Origin of the sequence: Novacetimonas sp. GS1, assembly GCF_036686925.1 — a bacterium.
GTDB classification, from domain to species: domain Bacteria; phylum Pseudomonadota; class Alphaproteobacteria; order Acetobacterales; family Acetobacteraceae; genus Novacetimonas; species Novacetimonas hansenii.
The window spans coordinates 2,587,555-2,605,168 of sequence record NZ_VSZP01000001.1; the positions used below are offsets into that span (position 1 = coordinate 2,587,555).

14 protein-coding genes are annotated in these 17,614 nt (G+C 56.6%); 3 read left to right on the top strand and 11 right to left on the bottom strand.

Features of this window, described 5'->3' with window-relative positions:
• The first annotated feature begins 64 nt into the window (after positions 1–64).
• Both FYB92_RS11370 and FYB92_RS11375 read left to right on the top strand, forming a co-directional pair.
• Positions 65–991, top strand: a complete 927-nt coding sequence (locus FYB92_RS11370; RefSeq protein ID WP_332828675.1) for a cupin domain-containing protein — start codon at positions 65–67, stop codon at positions 989–991.
• Positions 988–1,827: an alpha/beta fold hydrolase gene (locus tag FYB92_RS11375; RefSeq protein WP_332828676.1), complete on the top strand. Its 840-nt coding sequence runs from the start codon at positions 988–990 to the stop codon at positions 1,825–1,827. Before FYB92_RS11370 ends, FYB92_RS11375 begins: the two co-directional genes overlap by 4 nt.
• Before the next feature lie 9 nt (positions 1,828–1,836).
• Here FYB92_RS11375 and FYB92_RS11380 read toward each other — a convergent pair whose 3' ends face one another.
• The 11 genes from FYB92_RS11380 to cofH form a co-directional block, all read right to left on the bottom strand.
• Positions 1,837–2,661, bottom strand: coding sequence for an IclR family transcriptional regulator (locus FYB92_RS11380; protein WP_332828677.1), 825 nt, complete (start codon positions 2,659–2,661; stop codon positions 1,837–1,839).
• Positions 2,662–2,866: 205 nt separating this feature from the next.
• On the bottom strand, positions 2,867–3,832 hold the full coding sequence (locus FYB92_RS11385; protein WP_332828678.1) for a cupin: 966 nt from the start codon (positions 3,830–3,832) through the stop codon (positions 2,867–2,869).
• A gap of 49 nt (positions 3,833–3,881) precedes the next feature.
• The gene (locus tag FYB92_RS11390; protein ID WP_332828679.1) at positions 3,882–5,219 is read right to left on the bottom strand and encodes an MFS transporter; all 1,338 of its coding nucleotides are present in this window, start codon (positions 5,217–5,219) and stop codon (positions 3,882–3,884) included.
• Between the two features lie 85 nt (positions 5,220–5,304).
• Positions 5,305–7,632, bottom strand: coding sequence for a TonB-dependent receptor (locus tag FYB92_RS11395; RefSeq protein ID WP_075594900.1), 2,328 nt, complete (start codon positions 7,630–7,632; stop codon positions 5,305–5,307).
• 453 nt (positions 7,633–8,085) lie between these two features.
• Positions 8,086–8,886: an IclR family transcriptional regulator C-terminal domain-containing protein gene (locus FYB92_RS11400; protein ID WP_332828680.1), complete on the bottom strand. Its 801-nt coding sequence runs from the start codon at positions 8,884–8,886 to the stop codon at positions 8,086–8,088.
• Positions 8,887–8,962: 76 nt separating this feature from the next.
• Complete coding sequence (locus FYB92_RS11405; protein WP_081380259.1) at positions 8,963–10,228, bottom strand: MFS transporter; 1,266 nt, start codon at positions 10,226–10,228, stop codon at positions 8,963–8,965.
• Positions 10,213–10,890, bottom strand: a complete 678-nt coding sequence (gene cofC, locus FYB92_RS11410) for a 2-phospho-L-lactate guanylyltransferase (protein WP_075631846.1) — start codon at positions 10,888–10,890, stop codon at positions 10,213–10,215. Before cofC ends, FYB92_RS11405 begins: the two co-directional genes overlap by 16 nt.
• A gap of 1 nt (position 10,891) precedes the next feature.
• Positions 10,892–11,857, bottom strand: a complete 966-nt coding sequence (gene cofD / locus FYB92_RS11415) for a 2-phospho-L-lactate transferase (protein ID WP_332828681.1) — start codon at positions 11,855–11,857, stop codon at positions 10,892–10,894.
• Positions 11,854–12,624, bottom strand: a complete 771-nt coding sequence (gene cofE, locus FYB92_RS11420; protein WP_075594895.1) for a coenzyme F420-0:L-glutamate ligase — start codon at positions 12,622–12,624, stop codon at positions 11,854–11,856. Before cofE ends, cofD begins: the two co-directional genes overlap by 4 nt.
• Positions 12,621–13,631, bottom strand: a complete 1,011-nt coding sequence (gene fgd / locus FYB92_RS11425; protein ID WP_332828682.1) for a glucose-6-phosphate dehydrogenase (coenzyme-F420) — start codon at positions 13,629–13,631, stop codon at positions 12,621–12,623. Before fgd ends, cofE begins: the two co-directional genes overlap by 4 nt.
• Positions 13,632–13,666: 35 nt before the next feature.
• The gene (cofH, locus tag FYB92_RS11430; protein ID WP_332828683.1) at positions 13,667–16,069 is read right to left on the bottom strand and encodes a 5-amino-6-(D-ribitylamino)uracil--L-tyrosine 4-hydroxyphenyl transferase CofH; all 2,403 of its coding nucleotides are present in this window, start codon (positions 16,067–16,069) and stop codon (positions 13,667–13,669) included.
• 256 nt (positions 16,070–16,325) lie between these two features.
• On the opposite strand from cofH, the gene FYB92_RS11435 reads away from it, so the two are divergent.
• Complete coding sequence (locus tag FYB92_RS11435) at positions 16,326–17,597, top strand: pyridoxal-phosphate dependent enzyme (protein ID WP_332828684.1); 1,272 nt, start codon at positions 16,326–16,328, stop codon at positions 17,595–17,597.
• The last annotated feature ends 17 nt before the right edge of the window (positions 17,598–17,614 follow it).

Sequence of the window (17,614 nt, forward strand, 5' to 3'; positions counted from 1 at the left end):
CATCACGCACCCTCATCACCCGATCCAATCCCGGCATAAGGCCGGCAGGTCAGGAGTTCAGAACATGTCCCTGCAAGACGATTTCCAAGGCCACATACAACGTTATGCAACGCGACAGTTTGATTGGAATGCCTTCCCATCGAACGCCGGATACCCGGAACTGGCCCGCGCACAGATGCGCATGATCGGATCTGGTGGCTCGCCCAAAAGTAGCGATACCACCACGTTACGCCCTGAACATTTCACCATGAGCCTGATTTATAAGGAACCGGGGAAATTTGCGGCATGCCACGCCCATGAAATCGAAGAAGCCTTCTTCATCCTGTCCGGCGTGCTGACCGTTGGATGGGAATCAGAGGGTGAAGTGGTAGAAGTCGCACTTGGCCCCAAGGATATGATACTGAATGCCCGTGACATAGCACATGGTTTTCGTAATTCAGGCATAGAACCTGTCATGCTGTCGGTCATGGTCGGGGCTGGAAAACCACTACCACCACGCTATCTTTACCACCCAAAGGATACCAGCGCGGAACTTGCGGCGGCCTTTGGCGCACAGCCTGGGCATACGCATCTGCTGACATCGGCAGATGAACTCCCGTTGCGTGAACTGATGGCCCGCAATGTCATCCGGTATGACAACCAGAAAACGCACTGGCTGCCCGCAGGGTTTGGACGCAAGATTTATGTGGGTGAAGGCGGTGTGAAGGCGACGACCGTGCGTAAGGAGATGTTTCTGATTCCACCCTTCGTCGGGGTCAGGCCCTACTGCCGTGAAGTGGAAGAAGCCTTCCTGGTGCTAGAGGGTCACATTACCGTTGGGTGGGAGGAAGACGGCATATGCGTGGAGCAGCAGATCGGCCCACGCGATGTCATCCTTACACCCGCCGGGCGTCGTCACTATTTCCGCAATAATGAACTTCCCCCTGTTACGCTGCTTTGCGTTATCGGCACCGCACAGCCCGATGATATCCAGTTCGAGGCACAGTCATGACATATGACATCCGCTCCACCCTTCTGCAGGGTTTGCGCAACGGGCCATTGAACATAAGCTGGGCACACGCCATGCCAGCACAGGAGGCGATGTTACGTCCCCTTGTACTGCTGCATGGTATTGGCTCCGACGCCCGGTCATGGCAGGCACAACTGACCTCATTTGGCACCCGACGACAGGTTATCGCATGGAACGCTCCCGGTTATGCCGAAAGTGCGCCTTTTCCCATGGAACGCCCCGTCGTTGATGATTATGCAGATATTCTGAGCAGCCTGCTGGACAATAACGGCATAAAGCAATGTGATCTGGTGGGGCATTCTCTGGGCGCACTGACGGCTGCCCGCATGGCTTTGCGCACCCCATCCCGCGTGACAAACCTGATCCTTTCTGCACCGGCAAGCGGACTGGGGCTGCCGCCCAACAGCCCCTTTCCGCCGGCATTGCAGGGCCGGATTGACGATATAACCCGCCTGGGACCGGCAGGAATGGCCGCTCAACGCGCCCGACGCACCCTGTCCCCGCAAGCAACAGCACAACAGATTGCCGAAGCAGTGGCCGCAATGGGCCGGGTATCAGTGGCAGGATACACACAGGCGGTGCATCTTCTGGCAACCGGGAACCTGATACAGGATCTGCGGGGACTGCAACGACCAGTCTACATCATGACCGGCCGCGAGGATGTGATCGTGCCCATGCGCGCAATACAAGAGATCACCACTGCCGTGCCAGGCTGTATCCTGCAGATCATGGAACAGGCGGGACATGCGTCTTATTACGAATATCCCGAAACCTTTAACAAGATTCTGGAGGAATTCTGCAAATCCCCTCCCGCCTGAAGCAGGAGATTACGACAGATATCCCATCGAGCGTGAAATATCGCGTACCGTACGTTCCACTGCGGCGCATATCCGGGTTTCAAATTCTTCCCGTGAATAGGTATCAAGCGGGCAGGTCGCATTAACCGCAGCCTCCACCTTACCTGCCCGATTACGGATCGGCACGGCAATCGTCGCGACATCCGGTTCAAAATATCCCCAACTGACAAGGCTGGGGCGATTACGATCCAACTCCAACTGACTCACCAGTTCGCCAAGCGTCCCGACCGTGGACGGGGTGTAGTGGTGAAAAGCATGTTTTTCATATTCCATGACGACTTCAGCCATGGGCAGATGTGCAAGGATCGCCCGCCCCGTCACGGTGGCATAGGCAGGAAAGCGCGTGCCGACAGTAATGCCGCTGATCAGTCGCGTATTTCCCGCACAGCGCGCCAGATACACGATATCCTTGCCTTCACGGACGACAAGGTGGGTGGAACACCGCGTCTCGTCACGCAGCCGTTCCAGAAATGGCGTCGCGATATCCACCAGATCCCGACCGGCCAGCAGGCTATATCCCAATGACAGCACCTTGGTCCCAAGCCGATATGTCCTGCCGCTGCCGACACGCTCCAGATAACCCAACATGTCCAGTGTGTAGGTCAGGCGAAAGGCGGTGGCGCGCGACAAGCCTGTCATACGCACCATCTCGGCAATTGACAGTTCCTGTCGTTCCGCCCCGAAACATTCAAGAAGCGCCAGCCCACGCACAAGGCCAGGGACAATATAGCGGTCATCAACGACCGCGCCATCGACGGCACACTCAGGCGACGAAAGATCGGTGGGCATAACCATATACCGATCCTAGGCCGTGATGAAATTTTTTACCAGTCCCACTTTTCCGGGATTAAACACCCAAAATTCCCTTCCCCATGTCCTGCAATATATTGCAGCTTTCGTCCTGCCGGGGATTATGCTTCAAAAACCCGCATGATCGCTTCATACTGATCGACATGCCTATATTCCCGGCCTGCACGTATTTCTAAACCGCGATGCCCTGTTACGACGCGACACGCTCCATGGCTGTGGAATATACGAAATCGTCCGCGTCCACCCCGCCAATCACAACCCACGCCACTGCCGTCACATCCCCGTCATTGCGGAAATAATGTGCCTGCCCCATTGGCGCCAGCACGAGGTCATGCCGTCCCAGGCGTCGTTCCACACCACCCGCCGCCGACTGCCAGCCCACGACGAGCGCCCCTGCGATCACAAGCATGGCCTCTTCTACTGGCCGCGTAATTGCCATGATCGCACATCCGGGGGGAATGATGAACAATTCCTTGCGCACCGCTGTGGCTGGTGCGCCCCCCACGCCGACATACACCCGGCGTTCAAAACCTGCGGCCTCCGTGATCTGATGGCTGTCAGCGAAACGTACCAGATACGGTGCAATCAGGGTGTGCAGCGGACTGTCGGTAAGCGTTCCCTCCCGCACCGTACATCCCGGTCGCGCGCCAAATGCGCGGGCCACCGTACCCTCGACCTGTGCCGGATGGAAAACGTTATGTGGCGGCAGGGGACGCCCGGAATCAACGGTCACGGACATCAGCACCTTCTGCGCACCGTCATTACGAAACCCATGTGGAACATCGCGCAGATTCTGGACCATATCCAGCGGCCCCAAAATCGCCTCGATGACGGAGCCGTCTTTTTCCCATCCCACCGTCAACTCCCCCTCCAGCACAAGAAAAGATTCCTCGATTTCGTGCGAATGTCCGGCCGCATAGGTACCGGTCTCCTCCTCCAGCAGGCTAAGGGTAAAATGCGTGGGAGGAAGGGTCGTCCTGTCTGAAACTTTAGGGGATCCCCCTCCCCCGATATAGCGCATCTGCCCACGCGCCAGTTCGGCATAACCAATATTGGCCGGAAAAGCTTCCCAATCAAAAACCTTATCGGCAAAACGCCCGATATGCTGATCCAGACTGATCTGCATATGCGCGCATGTGTCGGCGGCATCTGTCATTAACCTGATATCCTGTGAAAAAGGTCGGGACAGGGTCACGGCAATGGCATCACATAACCAGATGCCGGGTCTCCCGAGCCATTACGAAACTTATGCCGCTGACCATCAGGCCAACAGCGGCGAAAAGCATGAACACCCCGGCAATGGAACCGTGGCTCATGCCCAGTCCCACCGCACCGGGCGCAATCATGGACGCAAACCTCAGAACGGCGGCATTAAACCCGGTAAACGCACCCCGCGCCTGCGCGGGACAGAGTTCGGGGGTATAGAGATAAACAGCCAGCATAAGGACAGCGACAAAGAAACTGGTGATAAGGGTCATGAAAAACACCCACCCAGCGGTCATCGCGCTGCCCATGAGTGCCAGGGCAACAAGTGGCAATGCCGCACAGAGGAAGCCCCCCATTACGATCTTACGGCGTCCAATGGCGTCGATGGCCAAACTGCACGCGATCGTGCCGATAAAGATGATGACACTGCGAATGATGCTATAATCCAGTGCATCGGACACAGGCAGTCTGAATTGACGTGTGTAGATGATGGGCAACCACGTCGCGAGCCCATAATTAAGGAACCCCAACGCGAACCATAACGGAACGGTCAACAGCAGCAGGCGCAGGCTATCGCGCGGCAGGAATAAGGACACGCGCAGGCGACCGGCAGCCCCACCATGGACCGGTGCAGGCAACGGGCCAGGGCCCTGCTGCTTGCCCGTCTCAAGACCACGGACCAGATCAAGGGCATAACGCGCCTGCCCGCGCGCGCATAACCAGCGTGGCGATTCCGGCAGGCGCATGACAAACGGCAGGAGTAGCACACCAGCCACACCAGAAAGCCAGAATATCGACTGCCAGCCGAAAGCCGCCAGGAATATACGGCAGATAACCGCGGCCAGCACATTGCCAACCGCAAAAATGCTTTCATAAAGCAGGACAAACCTGCCCCGTCCGGCCTGACGGGAGATCTCTGTTATATAGGTCGCGGCAATCGGCACATGCCCGCCCAGTCCCAGCCCCTGTATGAACCGCAGGGCCTCGAACTGCGCTGCGGACTGCACCAGCGCGGAGAGGAGTGTGGCCACCGCGAATATAAACACAGCAACCGAAAGTGCGCGAATACGACCGTAACGTTCTGAAAAAAAACCGAATACCACAGACCCGATCATCTGCCCCAGAAAACCGATAGAGAACACCATCCCCACCTGCACGGGTGAAAGATGCCACAGGGGCGCCATTACCGGCATGACGAAAGCAATCGAGAATATATCGAAGGAATCAAGGAAAGTTGCCATTCCAACGACCAGACGTACCCGATGCCGCCAACCGTCCGAAGATGGGCTTTCGAGGCGGGCAATACATTCGGCAACACTCCCGTCATCAGCATTCATTATTATGGACACCCGATTGCCTTATCCATGGTTTTTATAACATGCCCGTGCTGCCTCCCCTGCGGCAGGCAGCACGCAGTGCGCATCAGAACGAGGAACTGAATGTAAACAATGCGGCAAAGCCGGGATTGATGTAATAGGTCGGGGCACTGATCTTTGCACTGGGCGTAAAGGTGTAGATGCCGGTCCTGTACATGCTGTTGGTCAGGTTCTGAAGGTTAACCTGAAGTTGCGGCACCTTAAGGAACGCAAGCTTTGGGAAGCGATAGCCAAGGGTGATGTTATCGGTGATATAACCCGGGATACTTTCATCATCCATGAATGTTGAATATTGCCTTCCGGTGTAACGCAGGTTCAGGTTCCCGAAAATTCTCCCATCATCGTAATCTATCCCCAGAGCCCCCTGATAGTGCGGCGATCCGATCGCCGTCTTTCCCTTTGTATTGAGGACAGTCGTGCCATACGCCAGATTATTGTCCATCCGGGCATAAAGATATTCAAAAGACACATAGGGACGGAAATGATGGAAAGGTGCCATCCCGATCTGCACATCGACCCCGCGGGACGTCTGACCACCCGCGTTCACATTTTCAGAAACAAGGGTATCATTCTGCCAGACCGGAAGGGCAAGCTGCCGGTTGGTAAAGTTGTAATTGAAGAATGAGACATCTGCCGCAAAAATATGGTTCTGATAGCGATATCCAAGTTCTTCTTCGATGCTATATTCCGACTTCTGGGAGCTTATGCCGGTGCTAAGGGTACCACTGGTGAGGTTATAGAGATTATACATATTGGAATCAGAGGGAACATGGAAATTTGTCGAACCGGCAACATAGATCTGCTGATGTGAATCAATGTTGTAATGCGCTGAAAAATATGGGGTTGGAACCTGATACAGGACATGTTTGCGCTGGTTTCCCTGCTCAAGGTAATTATATCCATCCCGGTTCAGGTACGTATACTTGAATCCGGCGCTCAGCGTCAGCCTGTCCTTCAGGAGCTTCAGCGTATCACCAATGAACATCATGTAAGTCTGTGAATAGGTCATGGTGTTTCGCGTATATAAGCGCTGACCTCCGGTCGTATTCAGATAATAGCTGTTGCCCCACATATTCGCAGGCACGCCGGTTGTCTGATCCATCCGCGTGACGCTTCCCAATGAATGGTTGGACATCCATTCATACCAGAATCCTGCGGATAGAGTATTATGGCCCTGCTTCCATGTGAATTTTGTCACGCTTCCGGGACGGAACATTTGCGACACCTGCGCGGTGGACGCAACACCTGTCGTAGCATCCTGGCTAAAACCGCTGGTGGCCTTATTGATAAAGACTTTCTGTGTCCCGGAATAAACCGGATTGTTAAGGTTGAGGTTAACCGCACCATCGACAGGACCCCAGCCATAAAAGAAATACGGGGTTTCATCGATACGGAAATGCCCTGCAGTATCAATGTTCCAGACACTCGGCGCACTGACGATCACGTCATTATACGGCAGCAGATGCTGTTTATAATATGAAGTACTACCCGGAGTGTAGGTGGAGCTATAGTTGGCACTGGCCCCCAATTTGTCAAACTGCGCCTTGGTGGGAAACAGAAGGTTCTGGATAACCTGGTTATCATAGGCGACGGCAAGTGCGATCCGGCTGTTATTATGAAAATCCTTCACAAGCTTGAAATCAAGGTGCTGGCGTTCATTGTCACCTGAACCACGCCATGAATCCGAATCTGTGTGGGAAAAGGACAACCATGCACGGACACCCGTCCTGCCGATATCGCCGGATTCAAGGCGAATAAACTCCCGGTTGGTTTTGTAGGTGCCGTAGGCGAAATCAACATAGCCCCCGCGATGATGCGAAGGATCAATCATGAAAATCTGCGACATCCCCCCCGAAGCAGACATCGTGGGTGTGTCATAATTCGCCGAACCGGGCTGCGTTACAAGACTTTGCAGATTTTCCGCATCTGCGACCTCGTTCCCGAACATCAGGTTCGTGGCGGAGTTGTTTCGTGGCATGCCCTCGAAAAGCCAGCCGATTTCACTACTATCAAGTCCACGTATGCGGATCTGCGACATTGACAACCCATAAGGGTCGGCACTGACAACATTGGCCCCAGGGTTCATCGACATCAACGTAATCGGATTCTGTGTGGGGGCCTGCTTGGAGATATAATCGCGAGAAATGGTCTGGACCGAACGGGCCTCATGCTGGCGCGTCATCAATCCGCCCCCCAATGCGGTCCCGGTGACGCCATTACTGGACCGTATGGTACTGCGTACAACACGGATATGTTCCATCTGCCCGGATGGGGCCGTGGTCTTTTCCGTCGTGGCCGCAGATTTTTCATGCGATGGCGCCGCCGAATCCGTAGGGGTCTTGCGCTTCTCCGCGGCCTGCATTTCCGAAGGCATATTAGATAAAAGTGCCGCAAGCGCACACGCGGTTGTCATGCTGACCAGAGGAATTCGACACCTCTCCTGACGGGAAAAATTACGCATTTGTATCATCCTCGCAATGATCAACTAAATAACGGACAGAGAGAACGAAGACGCAAACTGAAAGCCAAAAAAGACAGCAGGAACCATCCTTATGGAAATCGGCGCTTACGGAACTCAAAACAATTGCATTGGCTGCAAACTTGTTCATATATGAACATGTGCTTCAAATATGTTATGTATTCGCTACTTTGCTTGTCAATTATATTTCTTTACCAAAACATATTAATCCAAGCTGTGCAGCATAAGCGCAACATGAACAGATGCATGGCGATACGCCGCCATCTGTCCATATATGAACAGATCTTTCTTTTATATTTATGGTTTTATTTTATATGACGAAGACATACACAATAATCATGTGTATTTTCAAAAAGAAGCCGACACAGATCCTGTCATGGGAAACATGGCCTGGACTTTCTCACGCAGATATTGCGTCACAATATCCTGCGCCTGCATGAAATGCGCATATTCCTGTGTGGCAAAACTGACGGATGCAACCGTGTGATTTTCGTCATTCCGTAACGGAACGCCAATCGCAAAAATATTTTCCAGATTCTCGCCCCGACAGAATGCAACATCGTCACGCTGCACCGCCTTGATTTCCTGCATCAGGTTTCGCGTGGATACGATACTCCTGTCGGTACGGGGGGTCAGGTCGATCATCCGTGCAATTGTGTTCAGCTTACGGCTTTCCAATCCCGCCAGCAGGGCCTTTCCCAAAGCCGTAGTATGAAGATAGGTCTGATCTCCCACCGTTGCATCTGCCGTTGTAAAACGTGTTGCAGTGGTCGCGACATAGATCACGCTGTTCCCACGCATCACCCCGACATAGCCATCCATCCCGACATGCTGCGCAAACTGTGTCAGTCTGCCAATCATGCCTTTGTCAAGGAATGCGCAGGCAGGTGGCAGTGACCCCGCCGCGTTGAAGATACGGGCACTGACACGATATTTCGTAGTCACCGGATCCTGTTCAACGTAATTACGTTCACGCAGGCTCACCAGCAGGCGATGGACAATACTCGGGGCGAGGCCGAGTTCACGCGACAGTTCGCGCACCCCCTTGTCCATATGACTTGCCCGCAGCACATCAATCAGGGACAGAGCATTGGAAAGGGACTGGTTTCCTTCCACTTTCAATTCATCATGTCGCTGCGGGCCTGTCATTGGCATAATCCCTGCAAGAATGAACCATCAGGCTGTCAGACCCGAGAGAGCATTTCAACGGGAAAGATGCCACCTGCTATGATGCTTTGCGTGACGGAAGCGCAAGCGTCAACGCAATGCAACCGGCAATCGCATAGGGCACACCGTAGAATACGACGGGTCCCATCCCCACGCCCAGATGTTTCATGACCTGCTGAAACACTGGCCCGGATACCGATGCCGTTCCATAATAGATACATAACAGGATACCCGTTGCGGTCGGCGCAGCGAATGCCGCCACATGACGCTGTATGATGGCGCAGGCATTCACATAGATCCCCCCCACCCCAATACCAAAAATAATGGCCAGAAACGTTGTGGAAATGGCATGGAATGGCAACATGAAAAGCAGTGTTCCCGCAATCATCTTGGTAAATGCGGAAGCGACGATAACCCGTTTCTGCCCAACGATATCCGCAACCAGACCCAGCGGCGCCCCGCCAAGAATGCTGCCGATGCTAAAAAAACTGAACAGCATCGCGGCACGGGCCAGCGAGAGGGAATTGTAGGTGCGTTCGAAATTCACCAGCATGGTAATCACCGAATAGGTTCCCATGCCACTGATTGCGATGATTGCGTATAAGCGCGGCATCTGCCCGGACATCGCACAGGCGAAGCGTTCCCTAACCGTGGCCGTACTCTGGTTCAAAGCCACGAAAGTCATCTGTCGCAGGGCAAATTTCAGGATGACCCCGAACACCAGCCCGCCACCACCCAGCAGATAGAAAATGGCCCGCCAGTCCCCGAACCCATGCTGTACCGCACCGATCAACGGTGCGCCCACAATGCCCGACAGACCATAAATGGTCGTGGACAGACCAATGAACATGCCCTTGCGCCGTTCCGACAGGCTGGAGAGGAATGACAGCAGACAGACACTGAAGACCGCTTCGCCAAGTCCCGTTACACACCGCGCCACCAGCAGGTCCGGCGCGGAGATCCCGATGGCCGTATACCCCGTTGCCAGCGAAAACAGGATAATGCTGCCAACAAAGCAGGTCGGTATCCCCAGATAACTGACGACCAGTCCCGCAGGCAGTACGAACAGCGAGATACCAAGCGTGAAGATTGATGAAAGCGTTGCCGCCGTGACAGGTTGCAAGCCATAGGCACGGCTGATTTCCACCAGTTCGACGGGTATCGCCATCCGGTCCCACGCATACAGGATATACACAAGACACAGTACGATCAGTGGCACCAAGGCGTAGGATGTCGCTGTGGGCGATGTCCCTGTGGACCGCCCTGCCATATCTTCCAGCGATTGTCCCGGCACTTCGGAGCGGGTCTCTACATAACCTGACATGGCTTTTCTACCTTGATCTCACCCCTGCGGATGGCCTGCTCCACAAAACGTCCCGTTTCCGTCGGTGACGCCAGCATCCACAGATCATATATATCCAAACTCGTATCGATATCGAATCCAAATCCCGGAAAATCCATCACTGTGTGGGACAGGCCATGGCTACACGCGAGTTGCCTGTGCCGATGCAGACTGTGTATGCCGAAATGAGGCACCATGACGTCTGGACCGCGTAACAACAGTCCATTTGTACCAATCCCGTCCCGCGCGGCCAGGATGGCAACCTGCATCGCACTGGCCGCAGACAGCACGGCCTGCACCTCACCTGATGTCAGCAGGGGAATATCGGCAGGCAGGATCAGCGCGGCATCCCCCCCCTGTTCCGCAATACGGCATGCGGCCTGCCGGGCAACCCGGTTGTAATCAGTGGGCGTGGGTTCAGCCATGATTTCGACCCCGTACCGACGCCCGATGCGGGTGATTTCCGCATCTGGTGTCGGTACCATGATCCCCTCAAGCCCTGGTGCGTGCAGCAGGGCTGTCAGCACATCTTCGAACATGATCAGGGCCAGTTGCCGACGCATCCTGTCGGACATCACCGGGGCAAGCCGGCTTTTTGAAAAATGTGTGTCCTTGATTGGTACGATGGCCCATATCCCCGTCATGTCACCCGTTCCTGCTCATGGCCTGCGCCAGTTGGCACACATACCGGGCCAGCGCCACACGATCCTCCAGCGTGGTCATCAGCGTTTGCGCCGTTACACAGGGCACATCAATGTCATGACGCAATGCCGCATCCGTTTCATCAAGTACGAACAGATCGACAAAATCGGCATAATGCCGTGCGACAGATGCTGCACTGACCTCCAGCCCCAGTTCAGCCATCAATTTCGCGGTCGGTCCCTTCACCGCCTTTCCGGCAATCACGGGGGATACGGCAATGACCGGTGCGGGCGATTGTCGCAATGCGTCACGCAGGCCAGGCACGGCAAGGATCGGATCAATGCTCAGAAAAGGATTGGAGGGACACAGGATAATCCCCGCCAGCGCCGGATCAGACAGACGGACCAGGATCTCCGGGTGGGGCTGGACCGCGCCGATGCTTTCGAAGGCAATCCCCGTCGCAACCGGGATGCAGCGTTCACGCACGAAATAGGTCTGGAAATCCAACCGTCCTTCGCTGGTATCAACAAAAGTTCGCAAGGGAGCATCACTGGCGGGCAGCAAGGTGCAACCTACGCCCATCCGGCGCGTGATGTCGGCCATGATCGCCGACAATCCCTCCCCACGGTGCAGGCGGCGGGTCCGCTCCACATGCAGCGCCAGATCCCCATCCCCCAGCAGAAACCAGGCATCATCCCCGATCTGGCGCAGGACCTGCATGAAGGTCCATGTCTCATCACGACGCCCCCATCCCTGCACAGGATTTGCAACGCCGGACAATGTGTAAAGCAGGGTGTCAAAGTCAGGGCAGATATAAAGCCCGAGATGTTCGAAGTCATCGCCAATATTGGCAATGATACACAGATCCTCCGGTGGCAGGGCATGATATAGCCCAAGTGCGAGCTTGGCGCCCCCGACACCGCCTGAAATTGCCAGGAACCTGCGTCCTGCAACATGGTCATATGTCATCGGAACCGATCCTCCGCAAGCGGACGCACAAGTGCGCGGGCATTGCATTCCGGCGCGTCCCATGCATATCCGCGGATCAGCACAGCCGGTTGCCGCTGTGCCGCCTGCCCCATCAGCAGGGATGCCGCGGCGGCGATTTCATCGCCCAGTCCCACGACGGTGCTGTGCAGGACACGACCATTCATATCGCATTCCCCGCGAAGGTCCTGCACGGCAGGAAACCCTGCCGCCCCCAGGCACACCCCGACGGTACCCTGTCGCCATGGGCGACCGAAACTGTCATTGACCAGCACCGCGATACGACACCCGGTGCGGGCATACAGGGCATCCGCTACCCTGCGTGCACTTTCATCAGGGTCAACTGGCAGCAGCAAGGCGCATGCCTGCCCATCAGGGCTGCTGACATTGGACTGGTCTATGCCTGCATTCGCCATGACAAATCCCAATCGATGCTCAAGGATCAGCAATCCCGGCAGCGCCCGCACGACACGCGCCGATTCCGCAAGCGCAAGAGTGACAAGCCGCGGATCTTTCTTGACGCGGTGCGCCAGGTCGCGGGCTTCGGGCGTGACAGTCACCTCATCAAGGAGGACAACGCGACCTTCCGCCTTAGAGACGATTTTCTGGGCCAACACGATGATATCACCATGCTGCAACACCTGCCCCATCTGATCCAGCGCATCCATGACAATCCGCGCCAGGTCATCCCCTTTGCGCACGTCGGGAATGCCAGGCAGGGCAATGGCGGTGTACTGTGCGGTATTCATGCCGCCCCGAACCGTCGCCGCAGGCGCGGAAGGATCTCTTTCGCATACAGCGACAGGAAACGCTGCTGGTCCGGGCCGGGAGCATGAAACACCAGATGGTTGAAACCACGCCTGATGTAAGCTGCAACCTGTTCCACATGTTCCTCTGGATCGGCAGAAACCTGCCACCGGGCGGCCGCTCGCTCCAGCGGGAGCGCGCGGGCCAGTTCCTCCATTTCCATGGGGTCGGCCACCGAATGCTTTTCCTCGGCGGACAGAGCCAGCGCTGCCCAATGGCGCGTGGCCTCCCGCGCGGCCTTGATGTCCGTATCGAATGACACCTTCATCTCGATCATCCGGCCATAACCGCTGGTCGCGCCCTCCCGCCGTGACAGGCCCTGTTCAATATTTGGAATGATCTTTTCATCATAAAATGCGGGTTCCTTTCCGCTGGTACAGATGAACCCGTCCCCCATATACCCGGCATAACGCGCGACAAGCGGGCCGCCCGCTGCGACATAGACAGGGGGCGCGACATCTGGCCGGTCATACAGGGTGGCGTTCCGGGTATGATAATACTGCCCGTCAAAAGTGACCCGCTCCTGCGTCCACAAGGCACACATAAGATCGACGGCCTCACGCAGGCGGGCAAAACGTTCGCGGAATTCCGGCCATGCAATACCTGTCGCCGGGACCTCGTTCAGGGATTCACCCGTTCCGACCCCGACGATGAAGCGGTCGGGAAACATGACCCCCAACGTCGCGAACGCCTGCGCCACCATAGCCGGGTGATAGCGGAATGTAGGGGTCAGAACACTGGTGCCCAGCACGATCCTGTCGGTGCGGGCCGCAACCGCGCCAAGCCATGATAGCGAAAATGGCGCATGCCCGTCCGTATGCTTCCACGGCTGGAAATGATCGCTGATGAAAACGGAATCAAACCCCGCCTCCTCCGCCGCGCAGGCAAGTGCCAGCAGTTGTGTGGGCGAAAACTGTTCTGCCGAAGCCTTGTAACCAAACCTGAGCATTATACCCCCATCCCGATCGGGATAACGTTTGCTTGCTAGAAATGATCCCTGCGTTTTTTCCACGGTGTCTGCACCCTGGCCTCCAGTGGGCGCGCCTGCATGCTGCAGGCCCGGCGTTCTTCGTGTACCGCCTGATACAATGTCGTACGCTGCTGGGGCAGGCGCCCCGATGCCATGATTACGTCTTCCATCTGCGCCGGGCTGAACTCCTGCCCATGCACGGCGCCAGCAGCACGCGAGATACTCTCATCCATCAATGTCCCGCCCAGGTCATTCGCCCCGCACGATAACAACCGCCCGATCCCCGGCGCGCCAAGCTTGACCCATGATGCCTGGATATTGGGGATTGAGAAATTCAGCACCAGCCGCGCGACCGCATGCATCAGGACCACTTCGCGCCAGGTCGGCCCGATGCGCGATTCACCGCGCAGGAACATCGGGGCCTCCATATGTACGAAAGGAAGGCAGACGAACTCGGTAAATCCCCCCGTCCTGCCTTGCAGGTCACGCAGGTGCAGCAGGTGCGCGGCCCAACTGTGGGGGGATTCGATATGGCCGAACATGATCGTGGACGTGGTGCGCAGCCCGACCGCATGCGCGGCCTCCACCACCTCCAGCCATCCGCGCGTTCCCAGCTTACCGGGGGCAAGGCGCTCACGCACCCCATCATCAAGGATCTCGGCCGCTGTCCCTGGCAAGGACCCCAGGCCAGCTTCCTGAAGGCGTTCGAGATATGTTGTCAGCGATACACCGGCCAGCCGGGCGCCATGCGCGATCTCCAGCGGGGAAAATGCATGGACATGCAATCCGGGTGCTGCCTGCCGGACCGTACGCAACAACTGCATATAGGTCTGATGTGTATAATCAGGGCTGATCCCGCCCTGCATGCACACCTCCGTTGCCCCGCGTTCCCATGCCTCACGCGCGCGTCGTGCAACTTCTTCCAACGCAAGATCATAAGGCGCACCGCGCAGATGTTCATGTGTCTTCCCCTTTGAAAACGCACAAAAACGGCAGGAAAGCCCACATACATTGGTATAATTGATGTTACGGGTCACGACATAGCGCACAACATCACCACAGGTCGTACGCCGCAGGTCATCGGCCGCGATGCGTACGGCCTCGACCTCATCCCCACGGGCCTGGAACAGGCGCACGATCTCCGCACGACCCAACCTGTCACCATGCATCGCACGCCCAAGGATGCACTGCAGGTCACGCCCGACATTGTTCCCGCCCATGGCGGGCGCGGGCAGACCGACATCCAGACCGGGGCTCCAGCCATCCGTCCGCGCAAAACCTTCCGCATCCATGTTGCGCCGTACCATCGCATGCAGCGCCGGATCGACCCACCGTTCCAGATCCTGCGCATACCGGGGATAAATCGGCAGGCGCTGCGCCAGTTCCAGCCCGTATTCACGGCAGGCACGGGCCAGTTGCGCCACCTGTGGCCATGGCGCCTCGGGATTGACATGATCCGCCGTCACGGGCGAAATGCCGCCCCAGTCAGAAATGCCACTTTCGAGGATACGGGGAAACACGGCATAGGACAGGTTGGGGGGCACCTGTATGCTGACCTCATCATCCATGATACGCCGCGCCATGGCTGCGGTCCACAACAGGTCGTCAAGATCCGGCTCTGCGCACCCATGCATACGCGTCTCAGCCTTGGCACGGAAATTCTGGACGATGATTTCCTGAATATGGCCGTATTTACGGTGAAGATCACGCAAGGCAAGAAGCGCGTCGATACGTTCGAGGCGTGTCTCCCCGATCCCGATCAGTATCCCGCTGGTAAAGGGAATAGCCTGTTCCCCCGCCTCGGCGATCATGGCAAGACGGATTTCGGGGCGTTTGTCCGGCGCCCCGAAATGCGGTCCCCCACGTTCACACAACCGCGTCGCCGTACTTTCCAGCATGATCCCTTGCGAGATACTGACCGCACGCAGGCGCTGCATTTCTTCTTTGGATAATATTCCCGCATTTACATGCGGCATCAGCCCTGTCTGCCGCATGATGGCGTCACAGACATGCACCAGATAATCAACCGTGGAGTCAAAACCCATCCGCGCCAGCGCCTCGCGTGCGACGTGATACCGGCTTTCCGGTCGATCCCCCAGCGTCAACAGGGCCTCGTGACAGCCGGCATCCCGCCCGGCCCCTGCGATCGCCAATACCTCCTCGACCGAGAGATACGGCGCGGGCACATCCACCGGGCGCGCGGCGAAAGTGCAATACCCGCACTGATCGCGGCATAGTCGTGTCAGTGGAATAAAAACCTTGCGCGAATAAGTCACGACACGACCGGACAGCGATCGCGCACGGGCGAATGCCCCTGCATGCAAGGACTGTGCCGACATGCCCTGTACTTCACGCAGGAGGGCTTGCGCCTGTGCATGATGTTCCGGGGCGTATTGCGTCGTTTCAAATATGGCCATCACATTGCCCCACGATACACACCTGTTGCGATACATCCGTAACGAAAGCAGGATACCAACCAGAACCAGAAACAAAATGTTCTATATAACGGAACAAAAAACGCGATTTTGTTATTTTCGTGAAATAACTTAAACAATGAATTGACAAGAAAGCAAGTCTCAATTCATCATCGAAACGTGTTCAAGGAAACATATTGTTTATTCCGCTCAGCGGAACAGATTTATTCTTGTGAACCCTGATATCGGGAACGCACGCATGCCTGACACTTATGCCACGGGATTAAGATGCCTGCGATGTGGCACACCCTACCCCCTGCGCGACAGCCTCGACGGATGCACCCGTTGCACGGGGAGCCTGGCGGCCGGCCTGGAAGTTACATATGACCCGGCCCTGACGGCGCCACGTCCGTGTACACCACAGGGACGCGGCCTGTGGCGATATGGCCCCATGCTGCCGGTCGCGGCGCAACAGGCCGTTACCCTTGGCGAAGGGGGAACGCCACTGCTTGCGCTGGACAGGACAGCAGAAGCACTTGGGCTTGCGACATTGCTGCTCAAGGATGAAACGCGCAACCCAACCGGATCGTTCAAGGACCGGCTGGCCTGCGTGGGGGTGTCCTATGCCAGGGCATCGGGCAGATCCGTTATCGTCTCAAGCTCCTCGGGCAATGCTGGGGCATCCGCTGCCGCCTACGCCGCCAGGGCGGGGATGCCCTGCGTGATTTTCACAACACCCGACGCACCACGCAACATGATGACACAGATGCGCGCTCTTGGCGGGATTGTCCTTGTCACTGCGCATGCCGACGACCGACTTGCCCTCCTGCGGCAGGGCGTCACGCGGATGGGCTGGTTTGCAATCTCCCCTTTCTGCATGCCGGTGACAGGCAGCAACCCCATCGCGATTGAGGGATACAAGAGCATCGCATATGAAATCGCCGAAGACATGGGCTGGGACATTCCGGAATGGGTTGTACTCCCTGTCTGTTATGGCGACGCGCTTTCGATGATCTGGCGCGGGTTCAAGGAAATGCTTGAAATGGGGTGGACCCGGCGCTTGCCACGCATGGTCGCGGCGGAAAGCTCTGGTTCCCTATGTCATGCCATGGAAACAGGGGCGCAATATACAACCGCCACGCGCCAGAACAGGAGGTCGATCGCGACATCCATCGGGACCGACCGTGGCACGTTCCAGTCACTTCATACCTTGCGGCAAAGCCAAGGGATCGCGGTCAAGGTCGAGGATTCCAGCATGCTGCAATGGCAGGACAGGATTTCACAAACAGAAGGTTCCTGGCTTGAAATTTCTTCTGCCGCTGCATTTTCCGCTGTGGAAAATCTGGTACGCGCAGGCACGATTTCCGCGCATGACCGCGTGGTCGTACTGGGCACCGCGAGTGGTATGAAAACCCCCTCCTCCCCACCCATCGCCATGCTGGATTCCGCCATCCTCGATGATGCCCTTGATACGGCACGCGATGTCTATGGCGTGGATCTGGCCTCACTTCATACAGGGCATGGCGCATGACCATGCCGGACACCCAG

What these genes read in the sequence shown, in the direction of transcription:
- FYB92_RS11390 (WP_332828679.1), bottom strand. Translation starts at nt 5,219, where the DNA reads ATGAATGCTGATGACGGGAGTGTTGCCGAATGTATTGCCCGCCTCGAA.
- FYB92_RS11435 (WP_332828684.1), top strand. Translation starts at nt 16,326, where the DNA reads ATGCCTGACACTTATGCCACGGGATTAAGATGCCTGCGATGTGGCACA.
- FYB92_RS11380 (WP_332828677.1), bottom strand. Translation starts at nt 2,661, where the DNA reads ATGGTTATGCCCACCGATCTTTCGTCGCCTGAGTGTGCCGTCGATGGC.
- FYB92_RS11385 (WP_332828678.1), bottom strand. Translation starts at nt 3,832, where the DNA reads ATGACAGATGCCGCCGACACATGCGCGCATATGCAGATCAGTCTGGAT.
- FYB92_RS11375 (WP_332828676.1), top strand. Translation starts at nt 988, where the DNA reads ATGACATATGACATCCGCTCCACCCTTCTGCAGGGTTTGCGCAACGGG.
- fgd (WP_332828682.1), bottom strand. Translation starts at nt 13,631, where the DNA reads ATGCTCAGGTTTGGTTACAAGGCTTCGGCAGAACAGTTTTCGCCCACA.
- cofH (WP_332828683.1), bottom strand. Translation starts at nt 16,069, where the DNA reads ATGGCCATATTTGAAACGACGCAATACGCCCCGGAACATCATGCACAG.
- FYB92_RS11370 (WP_332828675.1), top strand. Translation starts at nt 65, where the DNA reads ATGTCCCTGCAAGACGATTTCCAAGGCCACATACAACGTTATGCAACG.
- FYB92_RS11395 (WP_075594900.1), bottom strand. Translation starts at nt 7,632, where the DNA reads ATGCCTTCGGAAATGCAGGCCGCGGAGAAGCGCAAGACCCCTACGGAT.
- cofE (WP_075594895.1), bottom strand. Translation starts at nt 12,624, where the DNA reads ATGAATACCGCACAGTACACCGCCATTGCCCTGCCTGGCATTCCCGAC.
- FYB92_RS11400 (WP_332828680.1), bottom strand. Translation starts at nt 8,886, where the DNA reads ATGACAGGCCCGCAGCGACATGATGAATTGAAAGTGGAAGGAAACCAG.
- cofC (WP_075631846.1), bottom strand. Translation starts at nt 10,890, where the DNA reads ATGACGGGGATATGGGCCATCGTACCAATCAAGGACACACATTTTTCA.
- FYB92_RS11405 (WP_081380259.1), bottom strand. Translation starts at nt 10,228, where the DNA reads ATGTCAGGTTATGTAGAGACCCGCTCCGAAGTGCCGGGACAATCGCTG.
- cofD (WP_332828681.1), bottom strand. Translation starts at nt 11,857, where the DNA reads ATGACATATGACCATGTTGCAGGACGCAGGTTCCTGGCAATTTCAGGC.